The 21,289-nt window shown below is 66.0% G+C and carries 20 protein-coding genes; 3 read left to right on the top strand and 17 right to left on the bottom strand.

Annotated features, from left to right (window positions below):
* Window positions 1-518: 518 nt before the first annotated feature.
* The 3 genes from AC1DIM_RS12100 to AC1DIM_RS12090 form a co-directional block, all read right to left on the bottom strand.
* Window positions 519-2,003 carry an FAD-dependent oxidoreductase gene (locus tag AC1DIM_RS12100; protein ID WP_477710727.1) on the bottom strand — a complete coding sequence of 495 codons (1,485 nt, stop codon included), beginning with the start codon at window positions 2,001-2,003 and terminating at the stop codon, window positions 519-521.
* Window positions 2,004-2,101: 98 nt separating this feature from the next.
* A complete protein-coding gene (gene cobA, locus AC1DIM_RS12095; protein WP_477710726.1) occupies window positions 2,102-3,379 on the bottom strand; it encodes a uroporphyrinogen-III C-methyltransferase in 1,278 nt (425 codons plus the stop codon).
* Window positions 3,380-3,488: 109 nt separating this feature from the next.
* Entirely contained in the window at window positions 3,489-4,112 is a 624-nt protein-coding gene (locus tag AC1DIM_RS12090) for a TetR/AcrR family transcriptional regulator (protein ID WP_477710725.1), read from the bottom strand.
* A 66-nt stretch (window positions 4,113-4,178) separates the two neighbouring features.
* Between AC1DIM_RS12090 and AC1DIM_RS12085 the strand changes: the two genes are divergently transcribed.
* Entirely contained in the window at window positions 4,179-4,691 is a 513-nt protein-coding gene (locus tag AC1DIM_RS12085) for a cupin domain-containing protein (RefSeq protein WP_477710724.1), read from the top strand.
* On the opposite strand, the gene AC1DIM_RS12080 is transcribed toward AC1DIM_RS12085, so the two are convergent.
* The 10 genes from AC1DIM_RS12080 to AC1DIM_RS12035 all read right to left on the bottom strand — a co-directional run bounded on the left by AC1DIM_RS12080 (window position 4,688) and on the right by AC1DIM_RS12035 (window position 15,300).
* Entirely contained in the window at window positions 4,688-5,137 is a 450-nt protein-coding gene (locus tag AC1DIM_RS12080) for an SRPBCC family protein (RefSeq protein ID WP_477710723.1), read from the bottom strand. The two genes, AC1DIM_RS12085 and AC1DIM_RS12080, sit on opposite strands and share 4 nt — an antisense overlap.
* A gap of 109 nt (window positions 5,138-5,246) precedes the next feature.
* Window positions 5,247-6,209: an ABC transporter permease gene (locus tag AC1DIM_RS12075; RefSeq protein ID WP_477710722.1), complete on the bottom strand. Its 963-nt coding sequence runs from the start codon at window positions 6,207-6,209 to the stop codon at window positions 5,247-5,249.
* Window positions 6,199-6,924, bottom strand: a complete 726-nt coding sequence (locus tag AC1DIM_RS12070; RefSeq protein WP_477710721.1) for an ABC transporter ATP-binding protein — start codon at window positions 6,922-6,924, stop codon at window positions 6,199-6,201. The genes AC1DIM_RS12075 and AC1DIM_RS12070 overlap by 11 nt, the downstream gene beginning before the upstream one ends.
* A 57-nt stretch (window positions 6,925-6,981) precedes the next feature.
* Window positions 6,982-8,121 (bottom strand): ABC transporter substrate-binding protein, encoded by a 1,140-nt coding sequence (locus AC1DIM_RS12065; RefSeq protein WP_477710732.1) that lies wholly within the window; start codon window positions 8,119-8,121, stop codon window positions 6,982-6,984.
* 132 nt (window positions 8,122-8,253) lie between these two features.
* Window positions 8,254-9,420, bottom strand: coding sequence for an RtcB family protein (locus AC1DIM_RS12060; protein ID WP_477710720.1), 1,167 nt, complete (start codon window positions 9,418-9,420; stop codon window positions 8,254-8,256).
* 160 nt (window positions 9,421-9,580) lie between these two features.
* Entirely contained in the window at window positions 9,581-11,011 is a 1,431-nt protein-coding gene (locus AC1DIM_RS12055; protein WP_477710719.1) for a sulfate adenylyltransferase subunit 1, read from the bottom strand.
* Complete coding sequence (cysD, locus tag AC1DIM_RS12050; RefSeq protein ID WP_477710718.1) at window positions 11,012-11,959, bottom strand: sulfate adenylyltransferase subunit CysD; 948 nt, start codon at window positions 11,957-11,959, stop codon at window positions 11,012-11,014.
* Entirely contained in the window at window positions 11,956-12,699 is a 744-nt protein-coding gene (locus AC1DIM_RS12045; protein ID WP_477710717.1) for a phosphoadenylyl-sulfate reductase, read from the bottom strand. Before AC1DIM_RS12045 ends, cysD begins: the two co-directional genes overlap by 4 nt.
* The gene (locus tag AC1DIM_RS12040; protein ID WP_477710716.1) at window positions 12,663-14,411 is read right to left on the bottom strand and encodes a nitrite/sulfite reductase; all 1,749 of its coding nucleotides are present in this window, start codon (window positions 14,409-14,411) and stop codon (window positions 12,663-12,665) included. The genes AC1DIM_RS12045 and AC1DIM_RS12040 overlap by 37 nt, the downstream gene beginning before the upstream one ends.
* Window positions 14,412-14,565: 154 nt before the next feature.
* On the bottom strand, window positions 14,566-15,300 hold the full coding sequence (locus tag AC1DIM_RS12035) for a sirohydrochlorin chelatase (RefSeq protein ID WP_477710715.1): 735 nt from the start codon (window positions 15,298-15,300) through the stop codon (window positions 14,566-14,568).
* A gap of 60 nt (window positions 15,301-15,360) precedes the next feature.
* On the opposite strand from AC1DIM_RS12035, the gene AC1DIM_RS12030 reads away from it, so the two are divergent.
* Together AC1DIM_RS12030 and AC1DIM_RS12025 are read left to right on the top strand one after the other, a co-directional pair.
* Entirely contained in the window at window positions 15,361-16,056 is a 696-nt protein-coding gene (locus tag AC1DIM_RS12030; RefSeq protein ID WP_477710714.1) for a trimeric intracellular cation channel family protein, read from the top strand.
* A 14-nt stretch (window positions 16,057-16,070) separates the two neighbouring features.
* The gene (locus AC1DIM_RS12025) at window positions 16,071-16,496 is read left to right on the top strand and encodes a hypothetical protein (RefSeq protein WP_477710713.1); all 426 of its coding nucleotides are present in this window, start codon (window positions 16,071-16,073) and stop codon (window positions 16,494-16,496) included.
* Between the two features lie 151 nt (window positions 16,497-16,647).
* Here the strand turns inward: AC1DIM_RS12025 and AC1DIM_RS12020 are convergent, their stop codons facing one another.
* The 4 genes from AC1DIM_RS12020 to AC1DIM_RS12005 all read right to left on the bottom strand — a co-directional run bounded on the left by AC1DIM_RS12020 (window position 16,648) and on the right by AC1DIM_RS12005 (window position 21,216).
* Window positions 16,648-17,442 carry an endonuclease domain-containing protein gene (locus AC1DIM_RS12020; RefSeq protein WP_477710731.1) on the bottom strand — a complete coding sequence of 265 codons (795 nt, stop codon included), beginning with the start codon at window positions 17,440-17,442 and terminating at the stop codon, window positions 16,648-16,650.
* A 563-nt stretch (window positions 17,443-18,005) separates the two neighbouring features.
* Window positions 18,006-19,106, bottom strand: coding sequence for a polyprenyl synthetase family protein (locus AC1DIM_RS12015; RefSeq protein WP_477710712.1), 1,101 nt, complete (start codon window positions 19,104-19,106; stop codon window positions 18,006-18,008).
* Window positions 19,103-20,434, bottom strand: a complete 1,332-nt coding sequence (locus AC1DIM_RS12010; protein ID WP_477710711.1) for a geranylgeranyl reductase family protein — start codon at window positions 20,432-20,434, stop codon at window positions 19,103-19,105. Before AC1DIM_RS12010 ends, AC1DIM_RS12015 begins: the two co-directional genes overlap by 4 nt.
* Before the next feature lie 5 nt (window positions 20,435-20,439).
* Window positions 20,440-21,216, bottom strand: a complete 777-nt coding sequence (locus tag AC1DIM_RS12005) for a demethylmenaquinone methyltransferase (RefSeq protein ID WP_477710710.1) — start codon at window positions 21,214-21,216, stop codon at window positions 20,440-20,442.
* Window positions 21,217-21,289: the final 73 nt, after the last annotated feature.

Here is a 21,289-nt window from a genome sequence, read left to right as displayed (position 1 = left end):
GAACGACGTTGACAGCGACAAGCCGGCGGCACACCATTCGGCCAGCCGGAAAGCCCCCGCCAGTTCCGGGATTCAAGGAGGTGCACCAACCTAAAACCACTTCACAACCCCGGCCGGCGGTGAGACGCTGGAACCGACGAAGGGCCGGACCAGACGCCGCCGCAGCTATGGCGGACGCTCACGCGTTACGCCGCGCCTAGCTTGGCGCCCGGCCCTTCGCCCCCGGCCGCAGCCCGAACGACGCCAGATGACCCGGAGAATTGCCCCGAGGTCGGATAAGTCAGCGTGGGCGCGGACCCGGAACCACGCCGGTCCAACCAAAAAACCGCCAGCCGCCAAACCCCTCCGAGCGCCGCCGGCCCGCCCCCAGACGCCGCACCGCTGTGCCCGGACGCGGCCTTGACACGACCTATAGCCAGCTAGGCGTATTCCGGATTGCAGGCAACGCGGGGTCACTTCACGCTCAATTCCGAGGTGAAATCGGGCGTTAGGTGACCCCTCGTTGCTTGTAGTGCGTGTTACACCGTGGCGGTGACACCGTCGCGGGAGATGGCAACCATGTCCTCGCGGGGCACCACCTTGATGCGCTCACGCTTGACCTCCACCCCGTGGGATCCGCCCGCCTCAGTGGCCGCCGCACCCAGGGCGAGTTCGTGGGCGTCCAGCGCCAGCCAGCCTTCCCAGCTGGTGAACTTCACGCCGCGGGAGTCGAGAAGTTCGACGACGGCCTCCGCCTCGGGCGCCTGCGCTACGGGCAGGTTTTCGCGGTCCTCCAACAGGTACGTCACGGTTTCGAGGGCGTCACCCTTGGTGTGGCCGATGAGGCCGACGGGTCCGCGCTTGATCCAGCCGGTGGCGTAGATGCCCGGCACATGGGTGCCGGAGGCATCCAGGACGCGTCCGCCGTCGTTCGGGACAACGCCCTTCTTGTGGTCGAACTCGATCTCCGGCAGCGCCGAACCGAAGTAGCCAATGGCGCGGTAGACAGCCTGGACGGGGTAGTCAACGAACTCGCCGGTGCCGCGGGCATTGCCGGTGCCGTCCAGTTCGGTGCGCTCGAACTTCATGCCGGCGACCTTGCCGGGCGTCCCGGCGTCGTCGTAAATCTCCACCGGGCTGTGCAGGAAGTGCAGGTGCAGGCGGCGGGAAGCCGTGAGCTCGGAGAGGTCCTCGGGCTGCTCGGCGATCCAGTTGGTGAGGGTACCCACCATGGTCTTGGTCTGGTTGTTGCTCTGGATCTGGCGATCCGATTCCTCATCAAACTCGAAGTCCTCGGCGTACAGGATGATGTCCACGTCCTTGGAGTGGGACAGCTCGCGCAGTTCCAGCGGGGTGAACTTCACCTGTGCGGGGCCGCGGCGGCCGAACACGTGCACGTCAGTGACGGGCGAGTTCTTCAGGCCGGCGTAGACGTTGTCCGGGATCTCGGAGACCAGCAGGTCGTCGGCATGCTTGGACAGCACACGGGCCACGTCCAGCGCCACGTTGCCGTTGCCGATCACGGCGATTTCCTTCGCGTCCAGCGGCCATTCGCGCGAAACGTCGGGGTGGCCGTCGTACCAGGACACAAAATCCGCACCGCCGTAGGAGCCGTCCAGCTCGATCCCCGGGATGTTCAGGTCCGCGTCCTTGATGGCGCCGGTGGCGAAGATAACGGCGTCGTAGTGGGTGCGGAGGTCCTCGATCGAGAGGTCGGTGCCGTAGTCCACGTTGCCAAAGAAGCGGATGTCGCCACGGTCCAGCACCTTGTGGAGGGCGTTGACGATGCCCTTGATGCGGGGGTGGTCCGGTGCCACGCCGTAGCGGATCAGGCCGTAGGGTGCCGGGTAGCGGTCAAAGAGGTCGATGCTCACGTTCAAGCCGCCGCTCTTGACAGCTTCGCTCTTGGTGAGGATGTCTGCGGCGTAGACGCCGGCCGGGCCGGAGCCCACGACGGCAACGCGCAGCGGACGCTCGGCAGATCCTACTTTGAGTCCTGCAGTGGCGGTGGGGCTGGAGGTCACGGCTGTGTTCCTTTTGTTCGTTCCGGCCCAACTAGGTAGCAGTAGATGTCGTTATGAGGGCTCAAAACGACATCTGCTGCTACCTAGTTGGGTGGGGGCTAGGTGGTGAGGACGCGGGTGGTGCTTTGGTTCGTGCGGGGCTGATTCGGGGTGGTGGTGCTGTAGTCCGCTGTCTTGAAGTGCGACGGCGCGAACGGGCTGACGCGGACAACGTCGCCGATCACAATCACGGCAGGATTTGCGACGCCGGTGGCTTCTGCCTGGTCGGCGATGGAACCGAGCGTGCCAATGGTCACGCGCTGATTCGGCAAATAGCCGTTTTCCACAATACCTACTGGTGTGTCCAAAGGCAGGCCGGCTTTGCCGAGAGCGGACGCCGATTCGCGCAGCTGGCCCACTCCCATGAGTAACACCACAGTGTGGTCAGCACGGGCCGGGACCTCGGAGAGTTCCTCGTGACCGGTCACCACGCTGAAGCCCTTGGCCAGGCCGCGGTGGGTCACGGGGATGCCGGCTGCGGCGGGAACGGAGATCGCGGAGGTGACACCGGAGACCACTTCCACCTCGACGGCGTGCTGCCGGCAGTATTCGGCTTCCTCCCCGCCGCGGCCCAGGACGTACGGGTCCCCGCCCTTGAGCCTGACCACGCGGTGGCCCTGCTGCGCTTCGGATACGAGGATGCGGTTGATCTCGGTCTGGGGCACGGGATGGTGGCCGGGTGTCTTGCCCACCTCGATGACACGGACGTCCGGGGCCAGTTCGTTGAGCAGTTCGCGCGGGCCAAGACGGTCCGCCACCACAACGTCGGCTTGGCCGAGGAGCCGGCGGCCGCGGACGGTGATGAGGCCGGTGTCGCCGGGTCCGCCGCCCACCAGGGCAACGGAGCCGCGGTGGGCCCGGCGGCGGCGCAGCGGGAGGTCKCCTGTTTCCAGYGCGGTGGCRACKGCGTCGCGCAGGGCCATGGCGCGGCGGGGGTCTCCCCCGGCGTTCACGGCGATCTGCACGTCATCAACGATGGCGACGGCGGGAGTCCAGGCTGCTGAGGCTTCGTGGTCCGAGGCATTGACACACCAGGTCCGCTGCGCTTCGGCGTCCGCGGAAACCTGGGTGTCCACGGCGGAGTCGCCGGTGGCCGTCTGGACGAACCAGACGCCGTCGACGTCGGATGAAAGGTAGGTGCGCTGCTCCCAGGTGAGGAGGCCGGCGTCGGCGAGTTCGCGGAGCGCGGGGCAGGCAACGGGAGCCACAACGGTGACCTGTGCACCGGCGTCGAGCAGTCCCTTGGCGCGGCGGGCAGCCACGCGGCCGCCACCCACCACCAGCACCGGGCGGCCGAGCAGCCGCAGCGCGGTGGGGTAAATATCCTGAATTGCCATGAATCAACGGTAGGGCCGCGTCATACGGGCCAACAATGGTTCGGAAACACCCGGTAACGCGGGGTAATCCTGCGTCACATTGCCGGGCTGGCTCTTGGGGGCGGCGCAGCTAGTGGGTGGAGTCCGGCATCCCGTGCGAGAGTGCCTGATTAAGCAGCGCCTTGGCCGACCACCGCATTGACGCGACGGCGCCTTCCCTGGTCAGTCCCCCGATGTCGGTAAGCCAGACCAATGACTCGATGCCTACGGCGCTGCGGATGGCGAGTACGAGCTGATGGATCTCGTCATCAGTCAGCTCTTCCCGAAGCGGAGCGAGGGCCTCGGTGATCCAGCCGATGGCCCGCCCTTGGCGTAAAGGCAGGCTTCGGGGTTCGTCGGCCGGTTGCAGGGAAAGCCGCAACATGGTCCGTTGTTGGGCCTCCGTTTCGATGATCATGCTGGTGAATTCAACCACCACGGCATCCAGCCGCTCGGCCACACCTTCCGGCGGATTGTCGGGCAGCATGGACGTCCGTGCGGTCTCAGGATGGGCGGCCGCCAGTAACTCCCTTTGGCTGGGAAAGTAGCGGTAGGCCGTACTCCTGGCTACCCCCGCCGCAAGCGCAGCTTCGTCCACGGTCGGCGTGGCACCATCCCCGACAAGTTGCCGCGCCGCCGCCACCAGCGCATCCCATGTGCGGCGTTTCTGTCCCGTTCTTCCGACGTCCATATAAGGTCTTGACACGCATCTCATGATACTCCAGTCTTGTTATGGGACATGAGTCCTATAAGTCCTTCGAAGACCATCGAGGCGAACACCATGGAGACTAAGAACGCAGCATCAGCAATAGTGCGCCAGCCTGGCGAAGGAACCAGGCGCTGGTTCTTCGGCGGAGGGGTGCATACGTGGAAGGCCACCGAGCACGACACTGCAGGCGCATTCCTTCTGTTCGAAGACCAGATGTCCCTTAATAAGGTCACGCCCCTGCACACCCATCCGGAGTCCGATGAAACGCTATACGTCCTGTCCGGGGAGATCCTTTTCAACATGGCCGGGACGGAGCATCGGCTCGCAGCAGGCGGCGTGGCCATAGCCCCACGCGGGGTCCCGCACGCCTTCAAAGTTTTGCAGGAGGGGACCCGAATCCTGTGCCTGCAGACGCCCGGAGTAGCCCAGGCTTTCTACGATGGCGCCAGCGAGCCGCTCGGCGCCGCCCCTGAGGGTCTTGACATCGGGGACGATCGACAGGTGGATTTCGCCAGGATCCGGGAATCCGGCCGCCTGAACGGAGGCATCGAGATCGTAGGTCCGCCGCCGTTCCCGGAGCCCTAAGCCCCGGAACCGGCCAAATACCTGCCGCGGTCCCGGATGAGACGTTCCAGGTACCGGCGGAGGATCAGCTTTTCAACGAGGCGGCCTGCAGGACCGAATGGCGCAGTGAACTCCACACGGTCCGTCATGATGCTGCCAGTGGGTGTTGCTTCGAATTCGTGGACGTGGCGGAACGACGTGAACGGGCCGCGCACCTGCTGATCGACAAAGCTGGCTGGGAAGTCCAAAGCGGTGATCCTGCTGGTCATCCTCAAAGGGACGCCGAAGTGCCGTGCCTGCCAGGTCACCTGTTCGCCTTCACCAATCAGGCCCGACGTGACGCCGCCTACCGCCCCTTCCCCGGCGGCCTTTTGGGAATCCATGTGCGCATCAATGCTGCGGGCGAGATCGAACAGGCGCTCCCGCGACAGCGCGGATTCGGTGCGGCACACAAAGCTGACGGTCATGGCGCCAGTCTGCCAGAGAGCAACAAACGCGGGGTCAGATCCGGCCCAATAAACCGTGATTATTGGTCAGGAAGTGACCCCGCGTTGGAGTGGAGGGGTGCCGGGAAGCTTAGCGGGTGCTGCCGGCAAGGAGGCCGCGGCTGCGGAGGAGGCGCTTCTCGATCGGTGCGAACACCAGCAGCTCGATCAGGATGCCGACACCCAGGATCAGCAGGATGGCTGCCATCACGATGGTCATATCGGAAAGGACGCGGCCCTGGTCCAGCAGCGAGCCCAGGCCGAAGCCGATGGTGCCGCCCACGGCGATAATTTCCGCCGCCATGAGCGACCGCCACGAGAATGCCCAGCCCTGTTTGAGGCCGCTGAGGTAGCCGGGCAGGGCCGCCGGCAGGATGATCTGGATGGCCATCTGGAGCCGGTTCGCGCCCAGGACCGTGCCCACGCGGCGGTACTGCGGCGGGATTTGGTCCACGCCGGAGATCAGCCCGTTGATGATGGACGGAATGGCGCCCATAAAAATCACGAAGTACACGGTGGCGTCGGTGAGGCCGAACCAGATGATGGCTGCCGGCACCCAGGCCACGGACGGCAGCACCTGAAGGCCGGAGATCAGGGGTCCGAAGGCACGCCGCAATGGGGCAACCTGGGCAAGCAGGAGCCCCACCGGGGTGGCAATTGCGACCGAAATCAGGAAGCCCACGATCCCGCGCTGAAGAGACGTCCAGACGGCTTCCTGCAGTTTGCCCTCGCCCCAGAGCACGCCAACCTGGCCCAGCACGTCGAGCGGACCAGGGACCAGGTCCCGGCGTTTGAAGCCGAGCGAAACATAGAACTGCCAGACCAGGACCAGGACTACCAGGGCGGCGATGGGCAGGAGCACCCGGCTCCAGTCGATCCGGTGCTTGCGCGAGGTGTCGGATTGGAGGGAGTCGAGCCCCGCCTCAAGTTCGCGCAGGTCCTCGTGCCCGGTAGAGGTCCGGGTGAGTGCGGCGTGTACCTTGTGGGTTTCCGGTTCGGCGATGGAGCCTGTTGAAACCGGGGCCTCGGCGAGCGGGGTGAATTTACTTGGCATGGCGGCGAATCTCCTCCCGCAGCCGGGCGGTGATGACCCCGGTCAGCTGTCCGGCGAGGCCGGCGTCGGTTCGGTGTTCCTCGGTGACGGCCCATTCCTGGACCACCCGGCCGGGGCGGGACGACAGCAGCAGCACGCGCTGCCCCAGCCGTACGGCCTCGCGGACGTTGTGCGTGACAAAAACGATGGTGCGCCCGGTTTCCTTCCAGATGCGTTCCAGCTCGTCGTGAAGGAGGTCGCGGGTGATGGCGTCCAGTGCGGCGAAGGGCTCGTCCATCAGCAGGAGCTGCCGGTCCTGCGACAGCGCCCGGGCCAGTGCCACGCGCTGGCGCATGCCGCCGGAGAGTTCGTGCGGGCGTTTGTCCCCGGCTTCGCCGAGGTGCACCAGGTCCAGCAGTTCGTCGGCTTTGATCCGGCGTTCGGCCTTTCCCACGCCACGCAGCTTGAGGGCAAGCTCGATGTTCTCCCGCGCGGTCAGCCAGGGGAACAGGGCTGCGTCCTGGAACATAAATGCTGCGCCGTCGCTGGGTACTTCCAGGGCGCCCGACGTCGGGGCCTCCAGTCCCGCCATGATGTTCAGGAGGGTGGATTTGCCGCAGCCGGACGCACCGAGGAGGGCGACGAACTCGCCCGAGGCGATGGTGGCGTTGACATCCTCCAGCACCGGGGCGCCGTCGCCGAAGCGTTTGCCCAGCTGTTCCAGTACGACTGGCATGGTCCCGTCCTTACGTAGGTGGTGGTGCGGTGGCGCCGCGGTCAGTCCTGGCTAAGGTCAGTCCTGGCCGAGGTCAGCGGCGAAGATCCGCCGGCCGCCAGTCCCGATGACTTCGTTCAGGGCGCGGAGGTCGAACAGCCCGGTAATGTCGGCCTGCTTGGTGGTGCCTGCGTCCACCCCGTCCTTGAGCAGTTTGGCGTACGTTGCGGCGAGTGGATCCACGGTGAAAATGACGTTCTGCAGGGAGCGTGCCAGGACGTCGGCTGGTAGCGCAGCCCCGGCTGATTCCTGCAGGGCGGAGTTGATGACGTCCGCTTTCTCAGCGGCGGAAGCGGAGTTCAGCCAGGCCACGGACTCGGCGTGGCCGCGGAGCAACGCCTTCACGGTGTCCGGGTGAGCGGCGGCGAACTTCTTGTTAACGATCAGGATGGTGGTGGGGAACTCGCCGGCTTTGCCGGACAGGGAACCGTCCCACAGATCCTTCTCATCCACCAGGACCTTCGCTCCGGCCTGGAGCACCAGCCGGGACGCCCACGGCTCAGGCAGCCACGCGCCGTCGAGCTTTCCATCCTGGAACAGCTTCAGCGTCTGGGCGTTATCCGTGGGGTTGATGGCGACGTCGCCGCTGCCATCCACATTTGTTTTGTAACCCTGCGACGACAGCCACGCGCGCAGGGCCACATCCTGGGTGCCGCCCAATTGCGGGGACGCGAGGGTCTTGCCCTTCAGGTCCGCGGCCGAGGTGATTTCGGGCTTGACCACCAGCTGCGCACCACCCGCGGCGGCCCCGGCGATGATGCTGACGGACTCCCCGCGGCTCTTGACGAACGAGTTGATGGCCGGGTTCGGGCCGATGTACGCGGCGTCGATGGCGCCGGCGTTCAGCGCCTCAATCGCGGCAGGCCCGGCGTTGAACGTTTCGGTGCTGAGCTTCGTGTTACCCAGGTTGCGGGCAAGGATCCCCTGCTTGACACCCACCAAGGCAGGAGCGTGGGTCAGGTTTCCGAAGTAGCCCAGCTTCAGCTCTTCAGCGGGTGTGGGCGCCGGCGCCGCGGCCTGTGCGGACGCGTCCCGGGAGATGTTGGACGCCACCACGGCGCCCAAGGCGATCAGCAAAACGAGTCCGATGGCCAGGGCAGCTTCGATGGCACGCCTGCGCTGGGGTACAGCGCTTTCGCCTGCCACGATGCGGGTCATCCCGGGCTTGGAACTTGTCATTGTTTCACCATAGGGAGTGACATAAACCCATTCAATGAAGCAGAAACGGGGGGTCACGCGCGTTCACGCAGCGTCACATTCGAGTGGTGTTGGATCCGGAAAGCGGCCGGTTCAGTCGCCCTTGACGTTGATCAGCTGACGCAGTTTGTGACGCACCTTGACCAGGTCCGCTGCATCGTGCATGACCTGGTCGATGGGTTTGTACGCAGCCGGAATCTCGTCGATGAACGCCTCCGTGGCCCGGAACTCGATTCCCTGCATGGCCGTTTTCAGCTCCGCCAGCGTAAAGGTCTTGCGCGCGGCCGTCCTGGAGTACTCGCGGCCGGCGCCGTGCGGGGACGAGTTCAGCGCCACCGGATTCCCGAGACCTTCCACCACATACGACGCCGTCCCCATGGATCCGGGAATCAGTCCGGGATCGCCGTGCTCGGCCTTGATGGCCCCCTTGCGCGACACCCAAACGGACTTCCCGTAATGGGTTTCCTGGCGGGTGAAGTTGTGGTGGCAGTTGATCCGTTCGCGTTCGGTGACGGGGCCGCCCACCCAGTGGCTGAACTGGGTGATGACGCGGTCCATCATTTCCTCGCGGTTCAGCAGCGCGAAGTGTTGGGCCCACCGCAGCTCCTTGATGTACCGGTCAAATTCGGAAGTGCCTTCCTCCAAGTAGGCGAGGTCCGGGTCCGGCAGCCTGGTGCCGCGCTTCCGGTTTAGCTGCCGGGCGACGCCGATGTGGTGCTGTGCGATCTTGTTGCCGACGCCGCGGGAGCCTGAGTGCAGGAACAGCCAGACGGCGTCGGATTCGTCGGCGGAGACCTCGATGAAATGATTGCCCGAGCCCAGGGAGCCCAGCTGCAGCTCCCACATTTCGACGTACTGGACCGGGTTGAAGCCTGCTTTGGCGGCCAGCTTCCTGAGCTCGGCGATCCGCGGCTCGGCGGCCGCCTTGACTGTCCGGTTGTTGTGGCCGGCGGACACCGGGATGACGCGTTCAATGTCCTCGCGCAGCCGTTTCCGGTCCTTGGGAAGGTCGTTCACCATGTACTGGGTCCGCACGGCGATCATGCCGCAGCCGATGTCCACCCCCACGGCGGCCGGAATGATGGCGTGCAGGGTGGGAATGACCGAGCCCACGGTGGCACCCTTGCCCAGATGCGCATCCGGCATCAGGGCAAGGTGCGGATAGATGAACGGCAGCGTGGACGTGGCGATTGCCTGTGCGCGGGTCTTCTCGTCCAGGATGGAGGCCCAGTTGATGAGCTTGGGCGTGATGGTTTCCAACGGTCTGCCCTCCCACTCCCGATGATGGTCCGGAGGGCAGGCGGGAGGCAAGGGTACCCGGGGAAGCCCACAGACGGCCCTGCCCCGCACAACCGGTGCTGGGCAGCAACGGTCATGCGGGGCAGGGCAGCTCAAGCCGAGCGCGGCTCAAGCCAGGGACTCAGATGGAGTAGCGCTCGTCCTCGTGGTCGCCCGGGTGGTCCTTGACCAGGCCGGCTGCCAGCGTGTTGCCGTCCTGCGGGTCGATCACCAGGAACGCGCCGGTCCGGCGGTGGTGCAGGTAGTTCTCGAGCGGCAGCGGCGCGGCGAGCCGGAGCTGCGCGTGGCCGATGTCGTTGAGGCCCAGGCTGGACGCGCCTTCAAGCTTGAACGTGGCCAGGTCCAGCTTGCCGCTGACGCTGCGGACCAGCGCCTGGACGGTGCGGGTGCCGTGTTTGACCAGCACCTTGGCACCCTCCCGCAGCGGCTTGGGCGATAGCCAGCACAGTGCCGCGTACAGGTCGGCGGAGGATTCGCGGACGGTTCCGGCGGCGGCGATGGTGTCACCGCGGGCGACGTCGAACTCGTCCGCCAGGCGGATTGCCACCGACTGCGGGGCGAACGCTTCCTGCAGGGACTCCCCGGCGAAATCGATGCCAACCACCGTCGTCGTGCGCGGATCCTGGCCGGGTGTCAGCACGGACACGGAATCCCCCACCTTGACGGAACCCTCGGTGATCTGGCCGGCGTACGCGCGGTAGTCACGGAATGCCTCGACGTCCAGGCCGGCGGCCACGGCGTCGGGGGCCAGCGCACCCTGCGGCCGGATGACCAGCTGCACCGGGAAGCGGAAGCTCTCCAGCTGGGTGTCGATCTCATCGGCGGCCGGCAGGGTCTCGAGGACCTCCAGCAGGGCCGGGCCGTCGTACCAGGGGGTGCGCTCGGAACGGTCCACCACGTTGTCGCCGTCGAGGGCGGACACCGGAATCACCAGCAGGTCATCGATGTGGTCAGCGGTGCCCAGTTCGGCGGAGCCGATGCCCAGTTCCCGCGCAACCTTCTGCACGTCGGCCTGGATCTCGCGGAAAACGGACTCGCTGAAGTCCACCAGGTCGATCTTGTTCACGGCCACAATCACGTGCGCCACACGCAGCAGCTGCAGCACGGACAGGTGCCGGCGGGTCTGCTCCAGGACACCCTTGCGGGCGTCAATGAGTACGACGACGGCATCCGCCGTGGACGCGCCGGTCACCGTGTTTTTGGTGTACTGAACGTGCCCGGGGCAGTCGGCCAGGATGAAGCTGCGGCGGTCCGTGGCGAAGTAGCGGTAGGCGACGTCGATGGTGATGCCCTGCTCGCGCTCGGCCCGCAGGCCGTCGGTCAGGAGGGCCAGGTCGATGCCGCCCTTTTCACCGCCGAACCCGCGGTCCGCGGAGGTGCGGGCGACGGCGTCGAGCTGGTCGGCGAGGATGGCCTTGGAGTCGTGCAGGAGGCGGCCCACCAAAGTGGACTTCCCGTCGTCGACCGATCCTGCGGTGGCGAAGCGGAAAAGCGTGGTGGGCAGGGCCGCCTCGGCGAGTGAACCTGCCGGTCCGGTGATTGCGCTTGTCATTTAGAAGTACCCATCCTTCTTGCGGTCTTCCATGGCTGCCTCGGAGATGCGGTCATCTGCCCGGGTGGCGCCACGTTCGGTGATGGTGGAGGCGGCAACTTCGATCACAACGTCGGCCACGGTGGCTGCGTCCGACTCCACGGCGCCGGTGCAGGACATGTCGCCAACGGTGCGGTAACGGACGGTCTTGATGATGACTTCCTCGTGCGGCAGCGGCTGGGACACCTCGCCGACTGCACGCCACATGCCGTCGCGGGCAAACACTTCGCGGTCGTGGGCGTAGTACAGGCCCGGCAGCTCGATGTTCTCGCGTTCGATGTAACGCCAGATGTCCAGCTCGGTCCAGTTGCTGATGGGGAACGCCCGCACGTGCTGGCCCACGGTGTGGCGGCCGTTGTAAAGGTTCCACAGCTCGGGGCGCTGGTTGCGCGGGTCCCACTGACCGAACTCGTCGCGCAGGCTCAGGATGCGCTCCTTGGCACGGGCCTTGTCCTCGTCGCGGCGGCCGCCACCGAAGACGGCGTCGAACTTGTTCTGCTGGATGGCGTCCAGCAGCGGGACGGTCTGCAGCGGGTTGCGTGTGCCGTCGGCGCGCTCGGACAGTTCGCCGCGGTCGATGAACTCCTGAACGGACCCGACGACGAGCTTCAGCCCCAGCCGCTCCACCGTCCGGTCGCGGAAATCGATGACCTCGGGGAAGTTGTGGCCCGTGTCCACGTGGAGGACGGGGAACGGGACCTTGCCAGGCCAGAACGCCTTGGTGGCCAGGTGCAGCATCACCACGGAGTCCTTGCCGCCGGAGAACAGCAGCGCGGGCTTCTCGAACTCGGCCACGACTTCGCGGATGATGTGGATTGCTTCGGACTCGAGGGCGTCCAGGCTGGAGAGGCGCGTGGAGACGGCAGCTTCAGTCACCTGGGTGGTCTCCTCAGTTAGGAAAGTGCTCATACGTGTAGTCCGCATTCTGTCTTGTCGGAGCCTGCCCAGCGGCCGGCGCGGGGGTCATCGCCGGGCGCCACCTTGCGGGTGCAGGGCTGGCAGCCAATGGAGGGATATCCATGGGAAAGCAGCGGGTTGACGGGCAGGAGGTTGTCGTCGGAGTACTGGACCAGCTGGTCGAACGTCCACGCGGCCACCGGGTTGACCTTGACCAGGCAGTTCTTTTCATCCCAGGTGACCAGCGGCGTGTTGGTCCGGGTGGGGGCCTCGTCGCGGCGGACGCCGGTGAACCAGAGTTCGTAGCCGGCGAGGGTGCGCTGGAGCGGGGCCACCTTGCGGAGGGCGCAGCACTGGGCGGCGTCGCGGGCGAAGAGGTCCTTGCCCAGGAGGCGGTCCTGCTGTTCCACGGTGTTCTCCGGGAGGACGTCCACTACGTTGACGCGCAGGTTGGCGGCCACTTCATCGCGCGTGGCGTACGTTTCCGGGAAGTGGTAGCCGGTTTCCAGGAACAGGACGTCGACGCCGGGCATCTGGTCCGCGACCAGCGCCGGGAGGACGGCGTCGGCCATGGAGCAGGCGACGGCGACCGCGGGCAGGTCGAAGTTGCGCTCCACCCAGGCGATCACGTCGCGGGCGGGGGCGTCCCAGCCGAGTTCGGCGGCGCCGGACTCGGCGAGGGCCTTGAGTTCGTCGTGGGTGCGGAGTGCGGTAGTCACTGGAGTGCCTCCTCGTCTGCTGCATGGGCCCATTCGGCGAACGTCTGGCCTTCGGCGCGCTGGGCAACGAAGGTGCGCACTACGCGCTCCACGTAGTCCGGCAGGTCCTCGACGTACACCTTGAGGCCGCGGACGGTGCGTCCCAGCCCTGCTTCTTCGCGGTCGGACGAAGCCAGCCCGCCGCCCAGGTGGACCTGGAAACCCGGGGAGGGATCGCCGTCGGGCGTTGGCAGCATCATGCCCTTCAGGCCGATGTCAGCGGTCTGGATGCGGGCGCAGGAGTTGGGGCAGCCGTTGATGTGGAGGGACAGTGCGTGCGGCAGTTCGCCGGAGGCGGCGAGGTCTGCCAGGCGGCCTTCCAGGTCGGCCACGGCGGTGGCGGCGGTGACCTTCGTTTCCACGATGGCCAGCTTGCAGTATTCGATGCCGGTGCAGGCGATGGTGCCGCGGCGGAACACGGACGGGCGGGCGGACAGGCCCAGGGCGTCCAGCTCAGCCACCAGCGGCTCAACCTGGTCCTTCGCAACATCCAGGACCACGAGCTTCTGGTGCGGGGTGGTGCGCAGCCGGTAGGAGCCGGCGGCCTCGAGGGTGTCCGCGAGCTTCACAAGCTGCGCTCCGGAGAGCCGGCCGGCCAGCGGTGTGGCGCCGATGAAGAACTTGCCGTCCTTCTGCTCGTGCACGCCGATGTGGTCGCCAGGCGTGGTGGGCTTGGGCGCGGCCGGACCGTCGGCCAGCTTGTAGCCCAGGTATTCGTCCTCGAGGATCTGGCGGAACTTCGCCGGGCCCCAGTCGGCCAGCAGGAACTTCAGGCGGGCCTTGGTGCGCATGCGGCGGTAGCCGTAGTCGCGGAAAATGCTGGTGACGCCGAGCCACACGTCGGCAGCCTCTTCCGGGCGAACGAAGGCACCGAGGCGCTTGGCCAGCATCGGATTGGTGGAGAGCGCACCGCCCACCCAGAGGTCATAACCGACGCCCAGCTCGGGGTGGACCATGCCCACCAGGCCGAAGTCGTTGATCTCGTGGACCACGTCCTGGCTGGGGTGGCCGGTGATGGCGGTCTTGTACTTGCGCGGCAGGTTGGACAGCAGCGGGTTGCCGATGAACCGCTCCCCCAGCTCGGCGATCAGAGGCGTGGGGTCGATGATCTCGTCCTTGGCGATGCCGGCCACCGGGGAACCCAGGATGACACGGGGAACGTCGCCGCAGGCCTCGGTGGTGGACAGGCCAACACCTTCGAGCCGGTTCCAGATCTCGGGGATGTCCTCCACCCGGATCCAATGCAGCTGGATGTTCTGGCGGTCGGTGAGGTCGGCCGAATCCCGCGCGAAGTCAACGGAAATCTGGCCGATGACGCGCAGCTGCTCGGTGGTGAGCGCGCCGCCGTCGATCCTGACGCGGAGCATAAAGTACTTGTCTTCGAGCTCGTGCGGCTCGAGCGTTGCCGTCTTGCCGCCGTCGATCCCGGGCTTGCGCTGGGTGTACAGCCCCCACCAGCGGAAGCGGCCATGGAGGTCCTGGCTCGGGATGGCGTCGAAGCCGTCCCTGGCGTAGATGGTCTCGATACGCTCACGGACGTTGAGGCCGTCGTCTTCCTGCTTCCAGGTTTCGTTGGCGTTCAGCGGGGTTTTGCCGTCCACTTTCCACTGTCCGTGCGGCTTTGCAGCGGGGCGGCTGGAGGTGCGTGCGGGGCGCTTGGCGGCAGCGGGGTCCACGGACGCTCCGGCTAGAGCTGTATCAGTCATGCATCGACTGTAGGTGTCCCCGAATTGCGTCACAAAGGGTCGGGAAACCCTGAGTCACCTAGGGAAACATTTCGTCACGAATCGCCGTAGGGCCTTGAAGAAGCAGGCCTCCTGTGATTCGCCGCGCGGCTTTTCCCAGGGGCGCGGGGCGCCCTTACAGACCTCGTGCGACGGCGGCGTCGAACCTTTCCAGCGCAATCTCGGCGAGTACTCCCGACGGCAGCAGTGGTTCCGTCACGAGGTCCGCGCCTGCCTTGGCCAGCTGGTCATGGAAGAAACCCGGCGCGAGCAGGTAGGAGGCAATCACCACGCGGCCACGGAGGTCAACAGCCCCCGCGGACTCCCCCGCCCCGGCACCCCCTGCTGCTTCCTCGCGCAGCATGGCGACGGCGTCGGGCACTGACGGCTTGGCCGAGGCACCGTAGGCGGGCTGAATCCGGTTGCGCCGCAGCTTTCGGAGCTGGGCCGCGAGCTCTTCCACACTGACCGCCGCGTTGGGGTTGGAGGACCCTGCGGCGGCGAGGACAATCGAATCCCGGTCCGTGACGCCGGCCTCGCGGAGTCGCCGGTCCAGGAGCGCGGCGAGCCTTGGATCGGGGCCCAGCGGCGCTGCGGCGAGAGTTCCCGGCCGGCTCTTGACCGCCCGCGCGATGTCCACCTTGACGTGGTAGCCCACACTCAGCAGCAGGGGTACGACGACGGCGTGGGCACCTTCGGGCAGGCCGGCCACCACGTCCACGAGGTCCGGCTGCTGGACGTCCACGTACGCTTCGAGCACCTCGAGGCCGGGGCGCAGTGCGGCGATTGCGGCGCGCAGGGCGTTGACCTCCGCGGCTCCGTGCGGGCTCGACGTCCCGTGGGCACAGGCCACCATGATGGGTTTGTTCATAGCGGCTAGCGTAACGTTGGAGGCGCCCTGTCCGCCCACTTTGAATCAGCCGGGACGCCCATGACATTCGCCTTTGACACCGCTCCCGTCTGGCTGGACCTTGTTGGCGTGTTCTTCTTTGCAGTGTCCGGCTCGCTCCTGGCTGCCCGGAAGAACATCGACATCGTGGGGTCGCTGCTCCTGGCTTCGCTCGTGGGCCTGGGCGGCGGAATCATCCGGGACCTCATCCTGGCCGGCGGCCCGCCCGCAGCGTTCATTAACCCGGCCTATTTGTTTCCGCCCGTGCTGGCCACGATCCTCGTGTACTCCGTCTACACCAGCGTCGAGCGTTTCACGTCCCTGCTGATCCTGTTCGACGCCGGCGGGCTCGCCCTGTTCTGCATGACCGGCACCGTCAAGGCCCTCGATGCTGGCATGAATCCGGTGGCCGGGGCGCTGTTGGGCGTGATGACCGCGGTGGGCGGCGGCCTGCTGCGCGATGTCACAGCCAACGAAGTTCCAGAGCTCTTCAACCCCAAGGACATTTACGCCCTGCCGGCGTTTCTGGGGGCGGCGCTAACCGCCGTGCTGTGGGTGGCGGGCGCCTTCAACGTCCTCACTGCTGTGGCCGTTGCCTCGGTCGTCTTCAGCTTTCGGGTCCTGGCGTGGCGGCGTTCCTGGCAGGCCCCGCTGGCCGTCCACGGCTGGCACCGGCGGGAGGACGGCGGGGCTGGTTCCGGGGACGGCGGCGGCGGCAATCCGGGCCCCGTCGGTTAGCTAGGATTGGGACCATGACTGACATGTTCCTCGAGAAGTTCCGTGCGCTTGTTCCGAAGTATCTTGAGGACGAATGGCAGGAAGAGGACGGCCTGGCCGCGGACGAGCTGGACGCGGCCCTCGCCGAACACCAGTTCCAGGTTCCGCTGGTCCTGCGCGAGTTCTACCAGGCCGTTGGCGGCTGCGAGGACCTCATGGAGGCGTACCACTACTTCTGGGACCCCGAAGAGCTGGAAGTTGATGACGAAGGCTTCTTGATGTTCCTCGAGGACGAGGAGGAACAGTTCACCTGGGGCTTCCGCGTGGGCGATCTCAGCGTCCCGGACCCCATTGTGTACCGCCGAAACAACGCCCGCGCGCAGTGGAAGAGCGAGGAAGGCACCTTCTCCGAGTTCGTCTTCGACATGTTCGAGTGGGCCTTCAACGACGAAGAGGACTAATTCGTCCGGCCGCCGCGGCCTAAATGCGTAAGTTACGGCCACCCACTGCCTGGGAAGCCTTGGTTTTCCGGGCTTCGGAGTTCGTGGCAACCGCATAACTTACGCATTTGTGTCAGCGTGCCGCTGAGGCGGCGACAAAGACACCTGAATGTCAGTGGAATTTACCCTCTCGCCGTAGCTTGAGGACAGCAAGGACCTCAGCCACCATCGCCTCCGGCCCATAGACCACCTCGGCGTAGTAGTACCGCAGCACGAGATACCCACCCAAGATGCTCCGGTTGTTGCGCCGCTGGTCATTCTTGACTGACTTGGGTGCAAAGTGGGTTGAGCCGTCGGTTTCCACCACCAGGCATTCCTCGATGAGGAAGTCCACCTCGCCGACGCCCGGAATGAAGACGTGCCGCCGCACCCGCAGCCCGGCCCGCTGAAAATGGGTGTTTGCCAGGACTTCCAGGAGCGAGTCTGCTCGCGGAATGACCAAGTCCAGCACAGACCTGGCTTTTCCGTTGCGCCTCCCTTGAGCCTTGGCATAGAGGAAGTCCAGCTCGATGTCGCGTCTGCCGACCGCCGACTGCACCATGACCAAGGATTCCAACTCGGGCAGGCAACGAAGGCTGTGAAGCAACACGTCCGCCAGCCCGGCTACTGGAAGCCAGCCATGTTTGGGGTGCTTGGTGCGCCCGTGCTCCACAATTTTGGGAGCGGGCTCTGGATGGTTGCGGCACAGGTGGAGTCCTCTTGCTTCGTGAAGGGTCCACAACTGGTAGAACGGCGCGGCGGACACACAGGTCAGCAGCCCGCCGTTCGCCAGCGCCTCACCGAGCTGGTTCGAACCGGGAAGGCTGTAAACCCCTCGACTGAGTTTTAGTGCCAGGCCCATGGAGACAGTGTTGGCAATCGCCGGTCGGCCGAGCCCGGCTTGTCTCAACTGCGAGGCACGAGCCACCCCACCGTGCCGCTGAAGAAAGTCGATGATGTCCACCTCATCAGCCTGGGACGCAGGGGCCACGGCGAAGAGCCCACACCTCGGCTATGTGGACAACCTAGCTGGTTTGGCTGCAACCAAAATGCGTGACTTTTGCCGGTCCGACAGGGCAAGATCCCCGTGTTTCCGGGCTACCAGAGCCGTCAGAGGGCCAACAGTTACGCATCTTGGCCACACGAGAGCGAGCTGAGCAGGCCGCCGAGCCAAAGAGGGGAAGCTCCGTGCATCCCGCGCGGCAATCTGATCCCCCGAAGGAGCAGGAAAGTTTGTGACACGCCCAGTAACATCAGGCTTGCGCGTTGTGACAGACCTGTCATAGACTATTCACGGATCCGCTAACCGCCTCCGGCGGGTCTGATGCGAACGGAGATATAGCCCCGGTTCGACGCAGCGTGTGACTCGTAACGTTGCTGAGAACCGGGGCTATTGCATTTAACTCGGCAGCGCCCGGGCCACGGTGGGCAGCAAAAAAGCGGAGCCCGCCAGGTCGAACCCGGCGGGCCCCGCTTCTAAACGAGACAGAATCAGCTGGCGCGGTCCACCACGGCCAGCGCGAAGTTGGACAGCGAGTCCTTCACAACGCCCTCGGGCAACGGCGCCAGCGCGGCGATGGCTTCGTCGGCCCAGCGCCGGGCAATCACCCAGGATTCGGCAGTGACGGAGTGCTCGCGCAGGCCCGCAACTGCGGCAGCCAAAGCAGAATCGGACGTCAGGTCCCCGTCAATCAGCTTCAAAAGGTCGACGGCGGACTGGTCACCGGCCGCGGCATCCCGGCGCAGGAAGAGCACCGGCAGCGTGGGGACGCCTTCGCGGAGATCGGTACCCGGGGACTTGCCGGACTTGACCTTGACACCGGTGACATCAATGACGTCGTCGGCGAGCTGGAAGGCCACGCCCACCTTTTCACCGTATTCCACCAGGACGTCCTCGTACGAGGGATCGGCACCGGAGAAAATGGCACCGAACTGGCCGGATGCCGCCACCAGCGAGCCGGTCTTGTCCGCGATCACCGAGAGGTAGTGCTCCACCGGGTCCTCGTCCGGGCGGGGGCCGACGGTTTCGTGCAGCTGGCCAAGGCACAGGCGTTCGAAGGTCCGGGCCTGGATGCCCAGCGCACGCCCCCCGAGCTCGGACACCAGGATGGAGGCGCGGGCAAAGATGAGGTCGCCCGTGAGGACAGCGACGGAGTTGCCCCAGACTTCGTGGGCTGTGGGGGCGCCGCGGCGGAACGGAGCGGAGTCCATAACGTCGTCGTGGTAGAGCGTGGCCAGGTGGGTCAGTTCCACCACCACAGCAGCCTGCACCACGGCGGGCAATGAAGCGTCACCGAGGTGGGCGCACAGCAGGGTCAGCAGCGGGCGTACGCGCTTGCCCCCGGCCTCCACGAGGTGGCGCGACGTTGCGTCAGCCAGCGGATCGGAGTTGGCGATGGCTTCGCGGAGTTTCTTCTCCACCCGGGCCAGGTTGGTGGTGATTGCGGGGCCCAGCTCGGCATCCTCCGCGATCGCCGCAAAGCCGGCCGGCAGCTGAAGCGCTGTGGCGATGGCGGTGGTATTGAGGCTGGGTTCGGAGTCAGGCAGGCCGTGTCCGGCATGCGTCCAGCTGTGGTCTGCAGAGTTGGTCACTGGTTAACCCTAACTTTTTGTTGCGGATACCGCTGGTTCGTAGCCGAAGGGGTGTTGGACGTGGCCGGAACCAGCGATTCCAGGACGCGGATCACCCGGTCCTCAAAGCCCTTGGCCGCCGGATCGGTCAGGTTGGCGAGCAGCCGCACCACAAAGCGCATCAGCACCGGAATCGGCATGCCTGTCCGCAGCGCGAGCTTCATGACGGCGGGCTTGCCGATCAGCGCGGCAAACGCCCGGCCCAGTGTAAAGTGCGATCCCCACTGGCCGCGCACATAGTCCGCGTACCCGGCGAGGTGTGCGTCGGCGTCGTACGTTGGCCCCGCGCAAACAGAACGCGCAGAGGCGTCAATGATGAACTCGGCCGCGAACCGTGCAGATTCCATCGCATAGGAAATGCCCTCGCCGTTGAACGGCGACACCATGCCCCCGGCGTCGCCGAGGAGCAGGAGGCCGGGAGAGTAGTGCGGCGTGCGGTTGAAGCCCATGGGCAGCGCGGCACCCCGGATCTCGCCCACCTGGTTCTCCGGTGTGAAGCCCCACTCGGCGGGCATGGCGGCGGTCCATTCGCGCAGGACCTGCTTGTAGTCGAGCTTGCCGAATTCCTTGGACGAGTTCAGGATGCCGAGGCCCACGTTGGAGGTGCCGTCGCCGACGCCGAACACCCAGCCGTAGCCGGGGAGCAGTTTTCCGTCGCGGCCGGGGAGTTCCAGCCAGCCCTCCATCCAGTCGTCATCGTGCCGCGGCGAGGTGAAGTAGGTGCGCACGGCGACGCCTAGGGGGCGGTCGTCGCGCTTCTGGATACCCAGCGACACGGCGGTGCGGGTGGAGTTACCGTCTGCGGCGAGTACGACGTCGGCACTGAAGTCGCGCGTCTCCCCCGTCTTGCGTCCGGACTCGTCCAGGAGGGCTGCGCGGACACCGGTCACGCGGCCGTCTTCAGAGCGCAGGGCTTCAGTAACGCTGTGCCGTTCAAGGATTTCGGCGCCGGCGGCCTGCGCGTGACGGGCCAGTTCCTCGTCGAAACCAAGCCGCGTGCGGATCAGGCCATACTCCGGGAAGTCGGACACCTCGGGCCAGGGCAGTTCGATGGTCCGCCCGCCGGCAATGAGCCGCAGGCCCTTATTGCGTCGCCAGCCGTCAGTTTCGGGGTGTGGCAGGCCGAGCTTCTGGATTTCGCGGACCGCACGCGGGGTGAGGCCGTCCCCGCAGACCTTCTCGCGCGGGAAGCTGGTCTTCTCGAGGACGGTCACGCTGATGCCTGCCTTGGCAAGGTAGTAGGCAGCGGTCGATCCAGCCGGCCCGGCGCCGACAATAATTACGTTCACAGGTATCAGCGGGTGATGTTGCGGCGGAGCTTGGCCACAGGGCCCCTGTGCGCGGCAATCGCGGCAGCGCCGCCGTCAGGAGTTGATTCGAGCGGCTTGGTGGCCCGGTGGACGGCCACGATCCCGCCGGTCAGGTTGCGGTAGTTGACCTTTTCCCAACCCGATTCCTGCAGCCATGCGGCCAGGTGGTCCTGGTCGGGCCAGGCGCGGATGGATTCGGCGAGGTAAACGTACGCGTCCGGGTTGGAGGCGACCTTCACGGCGATGGCCGGGAGGGCACGCATGAGGTATTCGGTATACATCGTTCGCCAGAGCGGCACCACGGGCGCGGAGAACTCGGCGATGACCAGCTTGCCGCCGGGCTTGGTGACGCGGAGCATTTCGGCCAGCGCCTTCTTGGGCTCGTTGACGTTGCGCAGCCCGAACGAGATGGTGCTCGCGTGGAAACTGTTGTCCGCAAAGGGCAGGTTGGTGGCGTCCCCGGCAACAAAGTTGATGTCCGGGCGGCGGCGCTTGCCCACCTTCAGCATCCCCAGGGAGAAATCACAGGCAACCACGTCTATGCCTGCATCGGCATATGGCTCGCTGGACGTCCCCGTTCCGGCTGCCAGGTCCAGCACACGCTGGCCTGGACGCACGTCCACGGCATCCACCACAATTTTGCGCCAGCGGCGTGTCTGTCCCATCGACAGAACATCGTTGACGACGTCGTATTTTGGCGCGACGTCGTCAAACATCGTGGCTACTTCGTCCGGACGCTTATCCAAGGATGCTCGGTTCACTCCGTCATTGTCTCAAATGTTCCGCAGGCCCCCTAACCGTGGGCAAATCTTGGGCTGTGGGCTGAAAGTACTG

It is taken from the genome of Pseudarthrobacter sp. 01T43, assembly GCF_056398665.1.
Note: the sequence above shows the minus strand (reverse complement) of the source record. Positions and strands in the feature narration are given on the sequence as shown.

Excerpts from the sequence above, each read along its gene's own strand:
- AC1DIM_RS12045 (WP_477710717.1), bottom strand. The coding sequence starts at position 12,699 with ATGGGCCCATGCAGCAGACGAGGAGGCACTCCAGTGACTACCGCACTC.
- AC1DIM_RS12070 (WP_477710721.1), bottom strand. The coding sequence starts at position 6,924 with ATGCCAGTCGTACTGGAACAGCTGGGCAAACGCTTCGGCGACGGCGCC.
- AC1DIM_RS12055 (WP_477710719.1), bottom strand. The coding sequence starts at position 11,011 with ATGACAAGCGCAATCACCGGACCGGCAGGTTCACTCGCCGAGGCGGCC.
- AC1DIM_RS12085 (WP_477710724.1), top strand. The coding sequence starts at position 4,179 with ATGGAGACTAAGAACGCAGCATCAGCAATAGTGCGCCAGCCTGGCGAA.
- AC1DIM_RS12035 (WP_477710715.1), bottom strand. The coding sequence starts at position 15,300 with ATGAACAAACCCATCATGGTGGCCTGTGCCCACGGGACGTCGAGCCCG.
- AC1DIM_RS12030 (WP_477710714.1), top strand. The coding sequence starts at position 15,361 with ATGACATTCGCCTTTGACACCGCTCCCGTCTGGCTGGACCTTGTTGGC.
- AC1DIM_RS12065 (WP_477710732.1), bottom strand. The coding sequence starts at position 8,121 with ATGACCCGCATCGTGGCAGGCGAAAGCGCTGTACCCCAGCGCAGGCGT.
- cysD (WP_477710718.1), bottom strand. The coding sequence starts at position 11,959 with ATGAGCACTTTCCTAACTGAGGAGACCACCCAGGTGACTGAAGCTGCC.
- AC1DIM_RS12040 (WP_477710716.1), bottom strand. The coding sequence starts at position 14,411 with ATGACTGATACAGCTCTAGCCGGAGCGTCCGTGGACCCCGCTGCCGCC.
- AC1DIM_RS12080 (WP_477710723.1), bottom strand. The coding sequence starts at position 5,137 with ATGACCGTCAGCTTTGTGTGCCGCACCGAATCCGCGCTGTCGCGGGAG.
- AC1DIM_RS12090 (WP_477710725.1), bottom strand. The coding sequence starts at position 4,112 with ATGAGATGCGTGTCAAGACCTTATATGGACGTCGGAAGAACGGGACAG.
- AC1DIM_RS12075 (WP_477710722.1), bottom strand. The coding sequence starts at position 6,209 with ATGCCAAGTAAATTCACCCCGCTCGCCGAGGCCCCGGTTTCAACAGGC.
- AC1DIM_RS12025 (WP_477710713.1), top strand. The coding sequence starts at position 16,071 with ATGACTGACATGTTCCTCGAGAAGTTCCGTGCGCTTGTTCCGAAGTAT.